This window comes from Christiangramia forsetii KT0803 (genome assembly GCF_000060345.1).
Classification (GTDB): domain Bacteria; phylum Bacteroidota; class Bacteroidia; order Flavobacteriales; family Flavobacteriaceae; genus Christiangramia; species Christiangramia forsetii.
The window spans coordinates 2,429,282-2,446,097 of the sequence record NC_008571.1; the positions used below are offsets into that span (position 1 = coordinate 2,429,282).

General features: G+C 36.4%; 14 protein-coding genes. 10 read left to right on the forward strand and 4 right to left on the reverse strand.

Going from position 1 to position 16,816, the window contains the following annotated elements; translation table 11 throughout:
* Positions 1-11: 11 nt before the first annotated feature.
* The 3 genes from GFO_RS10755 to GFO_RS10765 all read left to right on the forward strand — a co-directional run bounded on the left by GFO_RS10755 (position 12) and on the right by GFO_RS10765 (position 2,932).
* Complete coding sequence (locus tag GFO_RS10755) at positions 12-1,046, forward strand: COX15/CtaA family protein (RefSeq protein WP_011710152.1); 1,035 nt, start codon at positions 12-14, stop codon at positions 1,044-1,046.
* A gap of 229 nt (positions 1,047-1,275) precedes the next feature.
* The gene (locus GFO_RS10760) at positions 1,276-1,788 is read left to right on the forward strand and encodes an IS1096 element passenger TnpR family protein (RefSeq protein WP_011710154.1); all 513 of its coding nucleotides are present in this window, start codon (positions 1,276-1,278) and stop codon (positions 1,786-1,788) included.
* An 85-nt stretch (positions 1,789-1,873) separates the two neighbouring features.
* The gene (locus GFO_RS10765; protein WP_011710155.1) at positions 1,874-2,932 is read left to right on the forward strand and encodes a nucleoid-associated protein; all 1,059 of its coding nucleotides are present in this window, start codon (positions 1,874-1,876) and stop codon (positions 2,930-2,932) included.
* A 126-nt stretch (positions 2,933-3,058) separates the two neighbouring features.
* On the opposite strand, the gene GFO_RS10770 is transcribed toward GFO_RS10765, so the two are convergent.
* Positions 3,059-4,123 (reverse strand): hypothetical protein, encoded by a 1,065-nt coding sequence (locus GFO_RS10770; RefSeq protein WP_011710156.1) that lies wholly within the window; start codon positions 4,121-4,123, stop codon positions 3,059-3,061.
* A gap of 94 nt (positions 4,124-4,217) precedes the next feature.
* On the opposite strand from GFO_RS10770, the gene GFO_RS10775 reads away from it, so the two are divergent.
* The 5 genes from GFO_RS10775 to GFO_RS10795 all read left to right on the forward strand — a co-directional run bounded on the left by GFO_RS10775 (position 4,218) and on the right by GFO_RS10795 (position 12,214).
* Positions 4,218-5,117, forward strand: a complete 900-nt coding sequence (locus GFO_RS10775; RefSeq protein ID WP_041250100.1) for an ABC transporter ATP-binding protein — start codon at positions 4,218-4,220, stop codon at positions 5,115-5,117.
* A gap of 5 nt (positions 5,118-5,122) precedes the next feature.
* Entirely contained in the window at positions 5,123-5,959 is an 837-nt protein-coding gene (locus GFO_RS10780; RefSeq protein ID WP_011710158.1) for an ABC transporter permease, read from the forward strand.
* 24 nt (positions 5,960-5,983) lie between these two features.
* Complete coding sequence (locus GFO_RS10785) at positions 5,984-8,746, forward strand: T9SS type B sorting domain-containing protein (protein ID WP_011710159.1); 2,763 nt, start codon at positions 5,984-5,986, stop codon at positions 8,744-8,746.
* Between the two features lie 157 nt (positions 8,747-8,903).
* Complete coding sequence (gene uvrB, locus GFO_RS10790; protein WP_011710160.1) at positions 8,904-10,907, forward strand: excinuclease ABC subunit UvrB; 2,004 nt, start codon at positions 8,904-8,906, stop codon at positions 10,905-10,907.
* Between the two features lie 89 nt (positions 10,908-10,996).
* Positions 10,997-12,214: a hypothetical protein gene (locus GFO_RS10795; protein ID WP_011710161.1), complete on the forward strand. Its 1,218-nt coding sequence runs from the start codon at positions 10,997-10,999 to the stop codon at positions 12,212-12,214.
* A gap of 103 nt (positions 12,215-12,317) precedes the next feature.
* On the opposite strand, the gene GFO_RS10800 is transcribed toward GFO_RS10795, so the two are convergent.
* Positions 12,318-12,761 carry an Hsp20/alpha crystallin family protein gene (locus GFO_RS10800; protein WP_011710162.1) on the reverse strand — a complete coding sequence of 148 codons (444 nt, stop codon included), beginning with the start codon at positions 12,759-12,761 and terminating at the stop codon, positions 12,318-12,320.
* A 197-nt stretch (positions 12,762-12,958) separates the two neighbouring features.
* Between GFO_RS10800 and GFO_RS10805 the strand changes: the two genes are divergently transcribed.
* Complete coding sequence (locus GFO_RS10805; RefSeq protein WP_011710163.1) at positions 12,959-14,275, forward strand: DUF2254 domain-containing protein; 1,317 nt, start codon at positions 12,959-12,961, stop codon at positions 14,273-14,275.
* A complete protein-coding gene (locus GFO_RS10810; protein ID WP_011710164.1) occupies positions 14,259-14,495 on the forward strand; it encodes a DUF1456 family protein in 237 nt (78 codons plus the stop codon). Before GFO_RS10805 ends, GFO_RS10810 begins: the two co-directional genes overlap by 17 nt.
* Before the next feature lie 78 nt (positions 14,496-14,573).
* Here the strand turns inward: GFO_RS10810 and ettA are convergent, their stop codons facing one another.
* Both ettA and GFO_RS10820 read right to left on the reverse strand, forming a co-directional pair.
* Positions 14,574-16,265, reverse strand: coding sequence for an energy-dependent translational throttle protein EttA (gene ettA / locus GFO_RS10815; RefSeq protein ID WP_011710165.1), 1,692 nt, complete (start codon positions 16,263-16,265; stop codon positions 14,574-14,576).
* A 68-nt stretch (positions 16,266-16,333) separates the two neighbouring features.
* Complete coding sequence (locus tag GFO_RS10820; protein ID WP_011710166.1) at positions 16,334-16,813, reverse strand: DinB family protein; 480 nt, start codon at positions 16,811-16,813, stop codon at positions 16,334-16,336.
* Positions 16,814-16,816 lie beyond the last annotated feature (3 nt).

The following is a 16,816-nucleotide window of genomic DNA, read 5'->3' on the forward strand; positions in this document are numbered from 1 at the left end:
TGAACCTTGAAATGTATCGTAAATCAGTAAAAATATCGCTCATTCTAGTCTACCTCGTCATTATTGCCGGGGCGGTAGTAAGAATGACGGGCTCCGGAATGGGCTGCCCGGACTGGCCTAAGTGTTTTGGGTACTACATCCCTCCTACTGAAGTTTCAGAAATTAAATTTCAGCCAAATAGAGAATATAAAAAGGGACAGGTGATCATCATGGATGAAAGCCTGAAAGTCGCTGCGGGAGATTTCATTTCAGGAACTTCATATCAGCCTTCAAACTGGGAGAATTACGAAAAACATGACTATGCGATCTTCAATCCCACACATACCTGGGTGGAATATATTAACAGACTCGCCGGTGCTTTAGCAGGGTTTGCTGTTTTAATCATGGCATTTTTATCTTTCAGAAAGTATAGATTAAAAAAAAGAATTACCCTGCTTTCCTGGCTTTGCGTTTTTATGATGGGATTCCAGGCGTGGCTTGGAGCGACCGTGGTTTATTCAGTTTTATCACCGGTAAAGATCACGATTCATATGGTCATGGCGTTGGTAATCGTAGCAGTCTTGATCTATCTTTTAAAAATATCTTCAGAGAAAGAAGCTGATCAGTTTAAAACAAAATCATTTCAAACTTTACTGATCATTGCTGTAGTTATGACTTTGATTCAGGTGGTACTGGGCACGCAGGTGAGACAATTTGTAGATGAACAGGTTCGCAGTTTAGGATATGATGCTGAAAATCTGTGGCTAGTTAATCCTGACCTCACTTTCTATATTCATAGATCATTCTCCATATTAGTCCTTGGAATCAATGCTTTTTTGTGGTGGAAAAACAGAAAACTCAATCTTAACCTCAATAGGATCAATACCGTTATTTCCCTTATTATCTTGGAAGTAGCAACCGGGATTGCGATGTATAATTTTGATTTTCCCTTTCTTTCACAACCGCTTCATTTAGTGATTGCCACGCTCTTATTCGGATTTCAGTTTTATCTTTTAATGGAAACTATGAATGCACCACAAGCCAAACTACGAAAAAGCAGTTCTTAAGCTTATTTAAGAGTATTTTTTCTTCAAGCTGAACTTGCTTCAGCTTCGAATATACATTGATTTTCAACCTGTTTAGATCCTGAAACAAGTTCAGGATGATATTTGGTCCATTTTTTAGACAGGCTCAAAAAGAAAACATTCATACATGAAGTCCTGGACAATTTTCAGCAGGAAACCAGGAAATATTTAGTTTAAAAAATTGTAACTTTGCCCTCCAAATTTTTTAGATATGGTTTATAGATTCCGAGTAATTCTCGATGCTGACGAAGATGTTTTTAGAGATATAGAAATGCTACAGGAAAGCACCCTGGAAGACCTGCACAACACTATTGTTCAGTCATTTGGATTTGATGGGACTGAAATGGCTTCGTTCTATGTTAGTGATGAAGAATGGAATCAGGGTGAGGAGATCCACCAATTTGATATGAGTGGCCATGATACTTCGATTAAATTAATGAATGAAACTTCATTAGATAGTATCCTTTCAGAGAAGCAAACCAAACTTATCTATGTGTATGATTTTCTAAAAATGTGGACGTTCTTCGTTGAACTGGGACAAATTGCTGAAATTGAAGAAGGACGTGATTACCCTAATTTGATGTTCGTACACGGCCAGATCCCGGAAAATGCTCCTGAAACCAAATTCAAAGGAGAAGACGACGGGATGTTGAACGGAGATTATGAAGACGATTTAGAGGACGATGATTATGACGATCTTTTTTTCAATGAAAATTGGAATTAAAAAATTTTCTCAAGTCTTTTATTCTGAAAAACTTCTTTCAGAATTCACATTTTTCAACTTTATTTAGTCAAAATTTCAGATATCAATGATCAATCTTTTTAATGCTCAAATTGAATCACTTTCCATACATCGCGTAGGAAATAAGAATCGTGGCGAAAACATATTTATTTCAGCATCCACTTTTCATTTAAATGATGAAATTAAACCATTGATCAAGGAGTATTTTCTGAAACCTTTCCGTGAGAAAGAAGAAACCTATTATCGTTTTCAGCATGAAACCGACTTAGAGTTTAATGAGCTTTATAATTTATCAAATCAGATCTTTGACGATGCATTTAATACGCACGAATATTCGAAAAAAATCGCGACTTTACTTTACGAGCAGTCCACGCATCCGCATATTAAAAGCGGAGAAGTATATATCGTATATTTTGAAGGAATGCAGCTTGATAATGAAAAGGTTTCCGCCATCGGTATCTTTAAATCTGAATTAAAACACGATTTTCTTCAGTTTGAACAAAAACAAAGCAACCTTGAAATGGTTGTAGAACAAGGTGTTAATCTTCAAAAACTGGATAAAGGAGCGATTATTTTCAACAAAAATCGAGAAGAAGGTTATAAAATTTTATCGGTAGATTCTAATCGATATGACACAAAATACTGGCTGGAGAATTTTCTGGGAGTTGATGTACTTGCCGACGAAAATTACTTCACAAAAAACTACCTTAATTTCGCCAAGAACTTTGCGAAAGATGTGGTATTGCCTGCGGAAGATAAAAAGCAGGAAGTAATGTTCATGAATAGAAGTATGGACTACTTTGCGAAAAATGACGATTTTGAGGAGTCTAATTATATCAATTCAGTCATTGATAATCCTGCATTAATTCCTGAATTTCAGAATTACAAGGTTGAAAAAGCACCAAAATATAAGGTAGAAGATCTTACCAATTTCCCCATTGCCAATAAGGCTGTTACCGATGCCCGAAAAAAGATCAAAAATGTGATCACGCTGGATACGAATATTCAGATTAAAATGGATTTTGTAAATGCAGATTCCGCCGAAAAATTCGTGGAAAAAGGCTGGGATGAAGAAAAGCAGATGTATTACTACCTGGTTTATTTTAATAAGGAGGAGAAGAAGTAATTATAGTAGCGTTAAGCTGTAAGTTTTAAGCAATATGTAATTTGTTATTCACTGCGAATTAAGTGAAGTAGTCTCTATCATGAGATTCCTTCACTTCGTTCGGAATGACAATCCATAAGATTGTACTTACTCCAACAATCGCTGCATATTCACATTGTCATAATTACGCTTCACAAAATCAAGGGCTGTTCTAAGAATCTGTCCCATGGTGCTGGCCCGTTTGAACTTCATATCTTTTGAAAAAGCATAAAGATCATTCCGAAGCTGCTTTACATTATCCTTAGTAGAAACATGATCGTTGATCATACAGCGTATAAGCTCTTTATATCTACTCTGAGTATTGATCATCCTTTTTGCCAGTAACGAACGTTCTTCTTTTCTATATTGCTCTATAGACGAGTTCTCTAATTTATCTGACACCAGTTGAACCATCTGAAAATTTTCCTTAAAAAACTGTGGCCGATAGACCTTCAGATTTCCTTCAAAACATTGCTGATCAAAGTCAATAGCGCGTATCTGATATTCCACATGATCAAAATCATGGGTAGGAATTACTACATAATTATAAGAACGCATATCCCCTAAAAGCCTTACCGTACACCGCTCATTAAATTTTACAAATTGTTTTGCGATCTGGGTTTGCGCTCTGAGATCGCATAAAGGCAAATGATCTTCAATAAAAACATCGCCGGGAATTCCCGCAATATGCTCCTCAACTAAAGTATCCTTATAAACCAGAAAATTAATTCGGTGCGGAGAAAGTAAATGTTCAAATTCGAGTCCGTACAAACGGGATGCATCTGCTTTTTTTACATAAAAATAGGTGAAACTATCATTCAGAATATTTCGAACTTTTACTCTGAAAGGTTTTGAATTTCCGAAGGTACAGTAGTCAATAGCGTCTACGTTAAGATACTCCAGAGAATCGTCACTACCATCAGAATGAAGGATAGTATATACTTTTTTCAGACTTTTATCAATCTCCACTCTTTCAAACTCAGGATAATAACAACGTACCCAGAAAGTATCTTCATCATGCTGATCATAAACCACTATAGAGCCTGAAAATCGTAAAAGATCATCATAAAAAACGGGAATCTTTGTATTACGATTATATTTCGCAAGATATCTGTTGAAGCGTTCATTGATAGGAAATGCCGGCTTCTTCTTGGACATCAGTTTTTCTTCCATAATTTTCCTCGTTTTGCTCAAAATTAAGCTTATTATAGAGAAACCTGTAACAAATTCCTATTTTAGGCGTCGTATTTTAAACACTTCATCAATCTTGGAAACAATTTTAAGTTTAAATAACCTAACAAAAAGATTCGGCAGGATTACCGCTGTCGATAATTTAAGTTTTAGCATAGAAAAAGGAAATGTTTATGGCATTCTGGGCCCAAATGGTAGTGGAAAATCTACTACCCTTGGTATGGTTCTAAATGTAGTTAACAAGACTTCCGGAGACTTTAAATGGTTTAACGGCAATTTATCTACCCATGAGGCTCTTAAAAAAGTTGGAGCTATTATAGAGCATCCAAACTTTTACCCATACATGACTGCCGAGCAGAATCTAGCCTTGGTTTGCAAAATTAAAGGCACCGGTAAAAACAAAATCCATGAAAAACTGGAAATTGTAGGTCTTCTGGATAGAAAAGACAGTAAGTTCAAGACTTTCTCACTGGGAATGAAACAAAGACTTGCCATCGCTTCTGCCCTGCTAAACGATCCTGAAATCCTGATTCTTGACGAACCTACCAACGGACTGGATCCCCAGGGAATTCATCAAATTAGAGAAATCATAAGAAAGATCGCTTCAGGAGGAACCACGATCCTTCTGGCTTCTCACCTTTTAGATGAAGTGGAAAAAGTATGTTCTCATGTGGTAATTATTAGAAAAGGAGTTAAATTATATAGCGGTCCCGTAGATGAAATAATCAATAGCCACGGCTTTTTTGAACTGAAAGCTGGCGATATGAACAAGCTGGAACAACTATTACAGGAACATCCGAAAATCGGGAAGATCACTGATAAGGAAGGTATGCTTACCGCCTTTTTAGAGGATCCTATGGATGCTGAAGAGATCAATCGTTATCTTTTTGAAAAAGGCCTTTCCCTTTCCTATTTAATAAAGCGAAAAGAGAGCCTGGAAGAACAATTCCTTCAATTAACCAACCAAACCTCCTAAAGCGAATGTTACGTTTACTCGAAATAGAATACAACAAACTACGGTATAGCCGATCAGCTAAAATATTGATCATTACCTATTTTATACTCATCACATTTATAGCATTAATAGCCTCCATAGAATTCAATATTGGAACTATTGAATTCCGCGTTGCAGACCAGGGAATATTTAACTTCCCATATATCTGGCATTTTAACAGCTATATCGCGGCGATCTTGAAGTTGTTCCTTGCTATTGTGATTGTATCCATGATGTCTAATGAATACAGCAACCGTACGATAAAGCAGAACCTGATTGACGGCTTAAGTAAGAAAGAGTTCATTTTATCAAAATTCCTTACGGTTTTAGTATTTGCAGGAGTTTCTACCTTATTTCTCTTTATAGTGACTATAATTCTAGGATACTCTTTTTCTGATTTTACCGAACTTTCTATTGTTTTCTCAGATCTTGAATATTTGCTGGCCTATTTTGTGAAATTAACAGGCTTCTTTGCTTTTTGCATGTTCCTGGGGATTTTAGTGAAACGATCAGCTTTTGCTTTAGGCTTCCTGGTAGTATGGTTCATTTTTGAGGGAATTCTCTACGCGATTTTAAATTTCCAGGTTTTTAAAGGAACAGATATCGCTACGAATATCATGCAGTTCTTCCCATTGGAATCCATGAGCAACCTGGTGGTAGAACCATTTTCGAGATTAAATGCAGTACAAACCGCCGCCAGTCAGATTGGCGGAGAGCTAACCAAAGATTACGGCATTCACTGGTATCAGCTTTTGATAGTTATTGCATGGATTGCTATTTTCATATATCTAAGTCTTATGCTTTTAAAAAAGAGGGATTTATAATACCTTGGGTTTTTAGCGTTTTTTATGAAACTTCGTTATTGCCTGTTTTTCTTTTTACTATTGATCTTCACTACAAAATCCAGTGCGCAAAAAGAAGCTGGTACTTGGTATTTTGGAGATAGAGCTGGTTTAAATTTTTCTTCAGGTTCACCGGTACCTCTTACCAATGGACAGTTACAAACTATAGAAGGATCTGCCACAATTTCTGATAGAGATGGAAACCTTTTATTCTATACTCAGGGTAATACTGTTTTTACAAGGCAACATAATATAATGCCCAATGGAGAAGAATTAAAAGGAAACGTTTCAAGCACCCAATCTGCGATTATAGTCCCCAGACCAGGAAACCCACTTAAATATTTCATTTTTACGGTTGATAAACCAGATTATTTCAGGATACAGAACGATCCAATAGAAGGGGTACATTATTCTGAAGTAGACATGACCCTTAATAGTGGAAGAGGTGCTATTATACCGAATCGAAAAAATATTCATTTGGTTACTTATGATCCAAATGATCCTCTAGAGAATGAGTATAAAAGTTCTGAAAAAATTTCTTCCGTCATTAGTGGAAATTGTATTTCATATTGGGTGGTAACTCAGCTTTCCAATAAATTCTATGCGTTTAATGTTAGTTCAGAAGGAGTAAATTCAACACCGGTTATTTCCACTATTCCAACTAGTTTCCCTCCTCTAATAACCGATAATAATCTAAATCTTACTGCGCCCGGTTACATGAAAATTTCTCCCGACGGAAAAAAAATAGCTATAGCTTTTACAGGAACTTCTTTAGGAAATTCTTCTAATGGAACTAAAAGTAGCGGTAAAGTTTACCTGTATGATTTTAACGATGTCACCGGAAAAGTAACCAATGAAAATTTAATACTTAATAATACATATCCATATGGTGTCGAATTTTCAGCGGATAGCAAGAAATTGTACACAACAGCAAATACCTATAATAACCGTGATCAATTACAAAGCGGTGAATTATATCAATTTGACCTGGAAAGAATTAATATTGGTGCATCGAAATCCTTAATTAATACATCAAATAATGTCGCTGGTGCTTTGCAACTGGCAATTGATGGGAAAATTTACCGGGCAGGTTATCCACAAAGTAGTGGAGCTGTACACCATAATTTTTTATCGGTCATAAATAATCCTGAAGCCAATGCAAGCTCGGTAGATTATGATCATAATTCAGTCGATATTTCTCCCAGGGATGTTAAATTGGGTTTACCCCCTTTTGTGCAGTCACTCTTGAATAATAATTTTGATGCTGAAAATTTCTGTCTTGGGGAAGCTACCAAATTCACTATAAACGGAGGTGTGAATTATGATTCTATTAAATGGGAATTTGGAGATGGTACTACATCTTCAGAAGAATCACCTTCCCATACTTATTCTGAACCAGGGACTTACGTAGTGAGTCTAACTAAGTTCATAAATAATATCCCACAAGATCCAGTTTGTGAGGAGGTCACTATTATAGGTTTTGATCAGGCTGCCCAAAATTACACTTTAACCCAATGTGATATATCCGACGATGATCCTGATGATGGATTAACAGATTTCAATCTTCAAATTGCAAGGGACAACTTCACTGGTGGAGATAATAATATAAAAGTCTTATTTTATGAGGATACTCAGAGTGCCCAGTTAGATGACCTCAACCAGGGCGGCCTACCAGACATTTATAGAAATACAAGCGCAGGTCAAACGCTGGTAGCGAAAGTAACGGATTATGATAACGAATGTGCCAGTTATTCAGAATTTGATCTGGCAACCAGTAGTTCAGTAGAACCAATAAAGGTTCAAACGCTCATAGGCTGTAGTACCAATTCTGAAGAAGCCGAATTTAATTTTGTTTCTATAACTGAAGAAGTAAGGATCGAACTCAATTTGAATCAGAATACAATTATCACATTTCATGAAGATAAGAATGAAGCATTACTGGGCGAAAATCCTCTATCAAATAATTATTTTTCTGAAGAAAAAACGATTTACTTACGCGTGAATAGTGATCAGGCCTGTTATAGTCTTGGAATCCTTAATCTTGAGATTGTTGAATTCCCTGAAATTCAACAAGAATATAACCTACAATCATGTAGTGATAATTTTCCTCTGGATTTAGGAAATGAAATTGGCCTGGCAACTCCCGGAGACTTTTTATATGAATGGAGCACCGGGCAGAATTCTCCCACAATCCAGGTAAATGAGTCTGGTACTTTTATTTTAAACTTAATCAGGAAAAATAGTGGTTGCTCAATTGAAATTGAATTTCAGGTTGAAAAAATCGAAGCTCCAGAAATTAGTGAAATTGAAATTACGAATGAAGGTAGCAATAATACGCTGAATGTATTGACCAATTCTATAGATCAAAATACTGTTTTTGCATTAGACGATATTGAAGGTCCGTACCAATCGAGCCCTATCTTTCAAAATGTACCCGGCGGAAGCCATAAAATTTATATCAAGAACGACCAGGCTTGTGAAATTGGAGCGCAGGAAATTTCACTATATGGTCATCCGGCCTTCTTTACACCCAATAATGATGGTTATCATGATCTATGGCGACCGTTTGATATTCCCGATCCTGATTATGCTCTAGCGGGTATATTTATCTTTGATAGATATGGCAAATTATTGATTCAGTTACCACCAAATACTAAAGGCTGGGACGGAACTTCCAATGGAAAACCAATGCCCTCTGATGATTATTGGTTTGAAGTTAGATTGCAGAATGGTAAAGTCTTTAATGGTCACTTCTCACTTGTTAGATGAATCCTAAAAAATTGATTTAAGCTTAATAATTGTTTAATTTCGTGAGGCTATGAAATAGGTCATAAAAAATCCTGAAAGCTTTTGGGTTAATCTATGACAAACTTCATCTGATCGCTTAAAAGCGCTTTCTAATTAGATGAAAAAGAAAATAAACTGAATGAAATTCAATATAAAATCAGATTATAAACCAACCGGAGATCAGCCAAACGCCATAAAGCAACTGGTCACCGGAATAGATAAAAACGAGCAATATCAAACCCTGTTGGGTGTTACCGGTTCTGGTAAAACTTTTACCGTTGCCAACGTGATTGAAGATGTTCAGAAGCCTACGCTTGTTTTGGCTCATAATAAAACACTGGCTGCTCAGCTTTATTCAGAATTCAAGGAGTTTTTTCCGGAAAATGCCGTGGAATATTTTGTAAGCTATTACGATTATTACCAGCCTGAAGCTTTTATTCCTTCTTCCGGGACTTATATAGAGAAGGACCTTTCCATAAATGAAGAAATCGAAAAATTACGTTTAAGCACCACATCTTCTCTTCTAAGCGGAAGAAGGGATGTGATAGTGATCGCATCGGTTTCCTGCCTTTATGGTATTGGTAATCCGGTTGAATTCAGAAAAAACGTCGTTTCTATTGAAAGAGATATGGAGATATCCAGAACCAAATTTCTACATAGACTGGTTCAAAGTCTCTATTCCAGAACTGAAGCGGAATTTAACCATGGTAATTTCAGAATTAAAGGGGATACCGTTGATGTCTTTCCAAGTTATGCGGACAATGCTTTCAGAATTCACTTTTTTGGAGATGAAATTGAAGATATTGAGGCATTTGATCCGGGAACCAATGATGTTATTGAAAAATATGAACGTCTTAATATTTATCCCGCCAATATGTTCGTAACCTCTCCTGATGTACTTCAGGGAGCAATCCGTGAAATTCAAGACGATCTTGTAAAACAGGTTGATTATTTTCAGGATATCGGTAAAAATCTGGAAGCGAAAAGACTGGATGAAAGAACCAATTTCGATCTTGAAATGATTCGGGAGCTTGGGTATTGTTCAGGAATTGAGAATTACTCACGCTATCTTGACGGTAGAATGCCGGGAACCCGCCCTTTCTGTTTACTAGATTATTTTCCGGAAGACTATTTAATGGTGGTGGATGAAAGTCACGTAACCATTCCGCAAGTACACGCCATGTTTGGCGGTGACCGTTCCCGAAAAGAAAACCTGGTAGATTATGGCTTTAGACTACCCGCAGCTATGGATAACCGGCCTCTAAAATTTGAAGAATTTGAAGCGCTTCAAAACCAGGTGATCTATGTGAGTGCGACTCCGGCAGATTATGAACTTCAGAAAAGTGAAGGGGTGTATGTAGAGCAGGTTATAAGACCAACGGGCTTGTTGGATCCGATAGTTGAAGTTAGGCCTAGTTTGAATCAAATAGATGATCTCATTGAGGAGATTCAGATTCGAGTGGATAAGGATGAGCGTATTCTGGTCACTACACTTACAAAACGTATGGCTGAAGAATTAACAAAATACCTGACGAGAATCGATATTCGTTGTCGCTATATTCATTCAGATGTAGACACATTGGAACGAGTTGAGATCATGCAGGATCTACGAAAAGGAATTTTTGATGTTCTGGTAGGCGTCAACCTTTTACGAGAAGGCCTGGATCTTCCGGAAGTTTCCCTGGTAGCAATTATAGATGCCGATAAAGAAGGTTTTCTTCGAAGCAATCGTTCCCTGACTCAAACTATAGGTCGTGCCGCAAGACATGTTGATGGGAGAGCAATATTATATGCTGATAAAATCACTAATAGTATGCAAAAAACGATTGATCAAACAGAATATAGACGTCAAAAGCAGATTGATTATAATACCGAAAATAACATTACTCCCACTAAACTTGTCAAAAAATTCAATAATGCTTTGATCAAAGAAAAGCTGGACATTTACGATCATGAAACACGTCCTGATCTTAAAGCGGCCGAAGAAGAAGCTGAATATCTGTCCAAACCACAAATGGAGAAAAAGGTGAGAGAAAAGCGTAAAGCAATGGAAACTGCGGCAAAAGAGTTGGATTTCATGCAGGCGGCAAGGCTTCGGGATGAAATTAAAATGCTTCAGGAAAAAATTAGTGAAATGGTGTAAATAAATGTTCTGGATATTAATATTTAATATATATTTATCTCATCCTAAAGCAATTAAGCACACTATAATGACAAACAAATTTGTTTGTTATGAGAAATTTTTATGTTTTTATTTTATTCCATTTCTGTGTTTTTGGTTATTCTCAGGTAGGAATTGGCACTTCAGACCCGAAGGCGCAGTTAGATATTATTGCTACGAACAGTGATAACCCAGCCAATATTGACGGTATCCTGGTTCCTAGAATTGAAAAATTCTCCATGGAAAACCCTGGAAAAGACCAACATGGAATGCTGGTTTTTTTAAACAAAAGCGTTACGGGATACTCTTCCGGATTTTATTTCTGGAATGCTCTGGAAGTGAAATGGAAATCTATTGCGTCTGATGCAGGAGGTGCAAACTTTCATAAACCGGGAACTACACAGAGTCCTAATAATATTTCAGATCCAATTTATCGTGAATCGAGTATTGGGTTGGGTACCGATCAAATTACATCTAGATTACAAATCGCAATTCCTGCCGGAAAAGATCTTAGTTTAAAGAAAGGACTGGAAGTAGACAATGCCAATTCAGCTACCGATAATCTTACTACTTACGGAATAGTAAATGATAACAGAAGTACAACTAATGGCAATAAATATGGAATCAAGAACAATGTTGGCGGGATAGGAACCGGAATTCACTATGGAATTTTTAATGAAACCTATCAGAATACAGGTACCAATGATATCTACGGAATTTTTAATCGCATAGGACGAACTTTTGGTGCGAGAAGTAATAATTACGGTATCTACAATGAAATAGGCAGTATCCAGGGAGTCGGAAATATATACGGGATCTATAGTATCGCTCTTGGAGACTCAAATAGTAATGTGTATGCTGGTTATTTTGCCGGAAGGGTAGGAATAGGAAATACTCCTGAAACAGATTATACATTACCAACCGCAAGAGGACTTGAAGGACAAACGATGATTTTAAATTCTACCGGACAGGCATCCTGGGCTAATCCGGGGTATCAAAATTATTCTTCGACCACAAGCGCTACTGGGGATTTTGTAATTTCTGATGAAATTGGAACCCTTAGAATAAATAATCAGGTTTCCGGATTAGTAATCCCGGCATCTTCTACCAATAAAGGGCGCATTATCAGATTAATAAACTGGCCGGCTAATTCTGAAAAAATACTTGTTTTTCTGGGAAGCGATGATCTTTTTGATCCCCGAAGCAACACAAAGATCTTAAGTATAAAACCTCAGCAGATCTTTACCATACAAAGTGCAGGAAATAGATGGATTCTTTTAGACCAGTAAATTTCTTCAGGGTAAGCCTCGGAGTATTTACCCTCCTAGAATAAAAAAAGCGCTCTAATTGAGCGCTCTTTCTCCTCTAACTAACTAACCAAACTAATTCAGTTTACGAAATATCAATTAATCTTTTCGCCTGAACTTTTGCTTCTTCTTTTTTAGGAAGAGCAATCTCCAAAACCCCATTATTATAAGAGGCAGAGATCTTACCGTTATCTACCGAATCTGGTAAACTAAACGCACGTTTAAAGGTGCTATAGCTAAATTCTTTTCTGGTAAACTTTCCTTTTTCAACTGCAGTTTCACTCTCTTTATTATCTTCAGAAGAGATCGTTAAAACATTCTTATCAAGTTCAATATTAAAATCATCTTTAGATTTGCCAGGAGCGGCAACCTCTACAGAAAAACTCTCTTCAGTTTCCCTAATATTAACTGCAGGTATGCTAGTTCCAATACTATTTACATTTGTAGTACCTCCTAACCAGTCTGTTTTGAACATATCGTCAAAAACTGAGGGTAACCAACCCGTTTCATTGTGCTTTATAAGACTCATAGTTTTATTTTTTAATTTAATAATCAATTTTAAAGTCACTTAACTGAATAGCAATTGAAGTACCAATTGATAAATACTGTCTTTTTGTCTTATTTAATCAAGTAAATAATGACATTTTGTCTATTTTTTATAAATTATTATTAAAACCTTTCCCCAATCGCAGGTTTGAGTAACTTTAAAAGCTAACTAACCAAAGTATGAAGCAACTTTTTAATCGAACAATCTCCTTTTTTAATGTTATTGAAAGTAAAATTGCTTTTTATCCTACGGTATTAGCAGTTTTCGGATTTATTTTTGCACTGGTGATGACTTATTTGGAGAACCTGGGGATTTCCAAATATTTAGTAGAACATGCTCCCAGCCTTGTTGTAAATAATGGAGATACAGCAAAGACTATATTAAGTTCTTTTATTTCCGGGTTAATTTCTGTAGTGGTATTCAGTTTTTCGATGGTGATGCTTTTGCTTAGCCAGGCTTCCAGTAATTACTCTCCTAGATTACTTCCTGGTCTGATATCCGATAAAAAACACCAGATCATCCTTGGGGTATACCTGTTTACTATACTGTATTGTATTTTTATATTATTTACGATACAGCCAACCGGAAATAAATACCAGGTACCGGGATTTGCCGTGTTGATTGGTATTGTTTCTACCGTAGTATCTATTTATGCCTTTATTTATTTTATCCATAACATTTCTCAAAGTATCCAGATAAGTAACATCCTTCAAAATATTTTTAAGACCGCAAAGACAAGACTTGATCAGCTTATTGAAAAAGAAAAGGAAAATAACAGAGACTTTGAAAATACTGATGGTTGGTACGAGTATTCTTCAGAAAAAAGCGGCTATCTTCAGAATATCTCCTATTCAAACCTGATTGATATTTGTAGAAAAAAAGAGACTAAGTTCCATATATTACCGGTCAAAGGAATTTTCGTTTTAAATGGGATCCCCTTATTTAAATCTAAAAAGGAATTAGATGAAGATACTGTTAAACAGATTCTCTTTAATTTCAATTTTGCACGGGAAGAACTGGTGGAAGACAATTATACCCTGGCTTTCAAACAAATCACAGAAATTATTCTTAAAGCGATGTCACCTGGTATCAACGACCCGGGGACGGCAATTAATGGTATAGACTATCTTACCGAACTTTTTGCCTTACGCATGCGGAAATTAGATACGAATATGATAAGCAGGGATGAAACTGTGTTCATTAAAATGAATACGATAGATTTCGCTGACTTGCTGTACAATATTATGGCAGCAATACGCACTTATTGTAAACATGACATCATTTTAGTTCAAAAATTACTGATGATGCTGCATTATCTAAAAAAGCAACAGGCAGCAAATGACTCTTATTACGAGTCTTTAGATCAGGAATCTATTTATCTTCTAAACGATGCGGAAGAAGCTATTTCTAATAAAAAAGATATTGAAACAGCAAAAAGACTAGCCTCTAAACTCAATTTGAATTTTAACTATAACGCAAATGGCACTAACCAATAATGATGTTTTTAAAAAGCTAAGAGTAGCTCATAAATTAACGAATGATGATATTGTAAAAATCTGCGAGCTGGTAGATTTTAAGGTTTCCAAAAGTGAACTTGGAGCAATATTCAGAAGGGAAGATCATGAAAAATATATGGAATGTGGCGATCAATTTCTTAGAAATTTTCTTGACGGACTCATCATTCATCTAAGAGGGCCTATGCCGAAGAAAAAATGACTTTAGACTTTGAACAAAATTAAAAAAGGAGTTGAACCTAAAATTTCAACTCCTTTTATTTTTTCCAAAATTTGATTCTTAGCGAACCAGTTTCTTGTATTTAATTCGTTTCGGCATTATATCTCCACCTAAACGTTTTTTCTTGTTTTCTTCATAATCTGAAAAACTTCCCTCAAAGAAATACACCTGAGAGTCTCCTTCAAAAGCAAGAATATGTGTACAAACCCTATCCAGGAACCAACGGTCGTGAGAAATAACTACAGCACAGCCGGCAAAATTATCCAGACCTTCCTCAAGTGCTCTTAATGTGTTTACATCAAGGTCGTTTGTTGGCTCATCCAGCAAAAGAACATTCCCTTCTTCTTTAAGGGTCATTGCAAGATGTAAACGGTTTCGTTCACCACCAGAAAGCATATTCACTTTCTTATTTTGTTCGCTTCCACTAAAATTAAATCTACTCAAATAAGCTCTTGAATTTACCTGTCGGCCTCCCATCATGATCAATTCCTGCTCATCACTAAAGTTTTGCCAGATCGTTTTTTCAGGATCTATATTCGAGTGACTTTGATCCACATATGAGATTTTGGCAGTTTCTCCAACTTTGAAATTCCCTTTATCAGGATCTTCCTCTCCCATGATCATCTTGAAAATCGTGGTTTTACCAGCACCGTTTGGCCCGATAATTCCTACAATTCCTGCCTGAGGAAGATTAAACTTAAGATCTTCATAAAGTAATTTATCTCCAAATGCTTTACTCACCCCTTCAGCATCGATCACATTGGTACCTAAACGAGGTCCATTCGGAATATAAATTTCCAGCTTCTCGTCCATCTGCTTCTGATCCTGACTCATTAATTTATCATAATTCTTAAGCCTGGCTTTCTGCTTACTTTGTCTACCTTTTGGACTCATTCTGGACCATTCAAGCTCTCGCTCCAACGTTTTTTGACGTTTGCTGGCCTGTTTTTGTTCTTGCGCAAGACGCTTAGATTTCTGGTCTAACCAAGAAGAATAGTTTCCTTTCCATGGAATCCCTTCTCCTCTATCCAGTTCAAGAATCCAACCAGCTACATTATCCAGGAAATAACGGTCGTGAGTTACAGCGATCACCGTTCCTTTATATTGAGCCAAATGATGCTCTAACCAATGGACAGATTCTGCATCCAGGTGGTTGGTAGGCTCATCCAGCAATAATACATCAGGCTCTTGAAGTAGAAGTCGGCAAAGCGCTACTCTTCTTCTCTCTCCTCCTGAAAGTACCGAAATCTTCTTATCTGAATCTGGAGTTCTTAAAGCATCCATGGCTATCTCCAATTTGGTATCAAGTTCCCATGCATTACTGGCATCAATCTTATCCTGAAGTTCAGCCTGCTTATCCATAAGCTTTTGCATTTTATCTGCATCTTCATAAACTTCCGGAAGCCCGAACATATCGTTGATCTTATTGTATTCATCCAGAATTCCAACTGTTTCGGCCACTCCTTCTTTTACTACATCCAATACAGTCTTTTCTTCATCGAGATCTGGTTCCTGTTCTAACATTCCGACGCTATAATTAGGAGAAAAAACCACATCTCCCTGATAATTTTGATCGCGTCCAGCTATGATATTCAGCAAAGTAGATTTACCAGAACCATTAAGTCCCAGAATTCCAATTTTAGCGCCATAAAAAAAACTGAGGTAAATATTCTTTAGAACCGGCGTATTTGCATTTTTAAAAGTTTTGGTAACTCCAGACATGGAGAAAATTACCTTATTATCGTCTGCCATATATTTTTAAAATTTAAATTTTTAAATCTATCTAAGAAGATGCAAATATCCTGAATTTTTCAGAGAAATCAATTGTCATAAACACTCAATAATCGTTCAATAATCAGCAATTGTCCCGTATGATAGGCTGTATGTTCCACAACAAGGATTATTTCTCTTAAAAGACTGTGTTCATTTGAGTTTTGCACCGGTTTATTTAGATCGTTATTACTATCAAGAATGTATTCTTTAAACAACCTTCTATCTTCAAAATACTCGGCTTTTAAGTCTTCCCAATCCTCTTCATTAGCAGGTGCCGGTCGTCCCGGCCAGTAATCATCCGGCCAGTTTCGAGTATTATAATCACCGGAAATGCTATATTCAAGAATATCTTTTTGAGCAAAAGCAATATGAAAGAAGATCTCGTAAAATGAATATGGCAAACCGGACGGCCTTACTCCAATTTTTTCGAAAGGAATTCCATCTAAAAAACTATCTATAGAAGCATATGCAAGTCCTCCCTCAAGATGTTTTACCAATTGATTTCGCTGTGTTACATCTACATTCATAGT

Coding starts and splice junctions, on each gene's coding strand:
- ettA (WP_011710165.1), bottom strand. CDS start 16,265: ATGGCAGACGATAATAAGGTAATTTTCTCCATGTCTGGAGTTACCAAA.
- uvrB (WP_011710160.1), top strand. CDS start 8,904: ATGAAATTCAATATAAAATCAGATTATAAACCAACCGGAGATCAGCCA.
- GFO_RS10820 (WP_011710166.1), bottom strand. CDS start 16,813: ATGAATGTAGATGTAACACAGCGAAATCAATTGGTAAAACATCTTGAG.
- GFO_RS10760 (WP_011710154.1), top strand. CDS start 1,276: ATGGTTTATAGATTCCGAGTAATTCTCGATGCTGACGAAGATGTTTTT.
- GFO_RS10780 (WP_011710158.1), top strand. CDS start 5,123: ATGTTACGTTTACTCGAAATAGAATACAACAAACTACGGTATAGCCGA.
- GFO_RS10805 (WP_011710163.1), top strand. CDS start 12,959: ATGAAGCAACTTTTTAATCGAACAATCTCCTTTTTTAATGTTATTGAA.
- GFO_RS10755 (WP_011710152.1), top strand. CDS start 12: ATGTATCGTAAATCAGTAAAAATATCGCTCATTCTAGTCTACCTCGTC.
- GFO_RS10770 (WP_011710156.1), bottom strand. CDS start 4,123: ATGGAAGAAAAACTGATGTCCAAGAAGAAGCCGGCATTTCCTATCAAT.
- GFO_RS10800 (WP_011710162.1), bottom strand. CDS start 12,761: ATGAGTCTTATAAAGCACAATGAAACGGGTTGGTTACCCTCAGTTTTT.
- GFO_RS10810 (WP_011710164.1), top strand. CDS start 14,259: ATGGCACTAACCAATAATGATGTTTTTAAAAAGCTAAGAGTAGCTCAT.
- GFO_RS10765 (WP_011710155.1), top strand. CDS start 1,874: ATGATCAATCTTTTTAATGCTCAAATTGAATCACTTTCCATACATCGC.
- GFO_RS10785 (WP_011710159.1), top strand. CDS start 5,984: ATGAAACTTCGTTATTGCCTGTTTTTCTTTTTACTATTGATCTTCACT.
- GFO_RS10795 (WP_011710161.1), top strand. CDS start 10,997: ATGAGAAATTTTTATGTTTTTATTTTATTCCATTTCTGTGTTTTTGGT.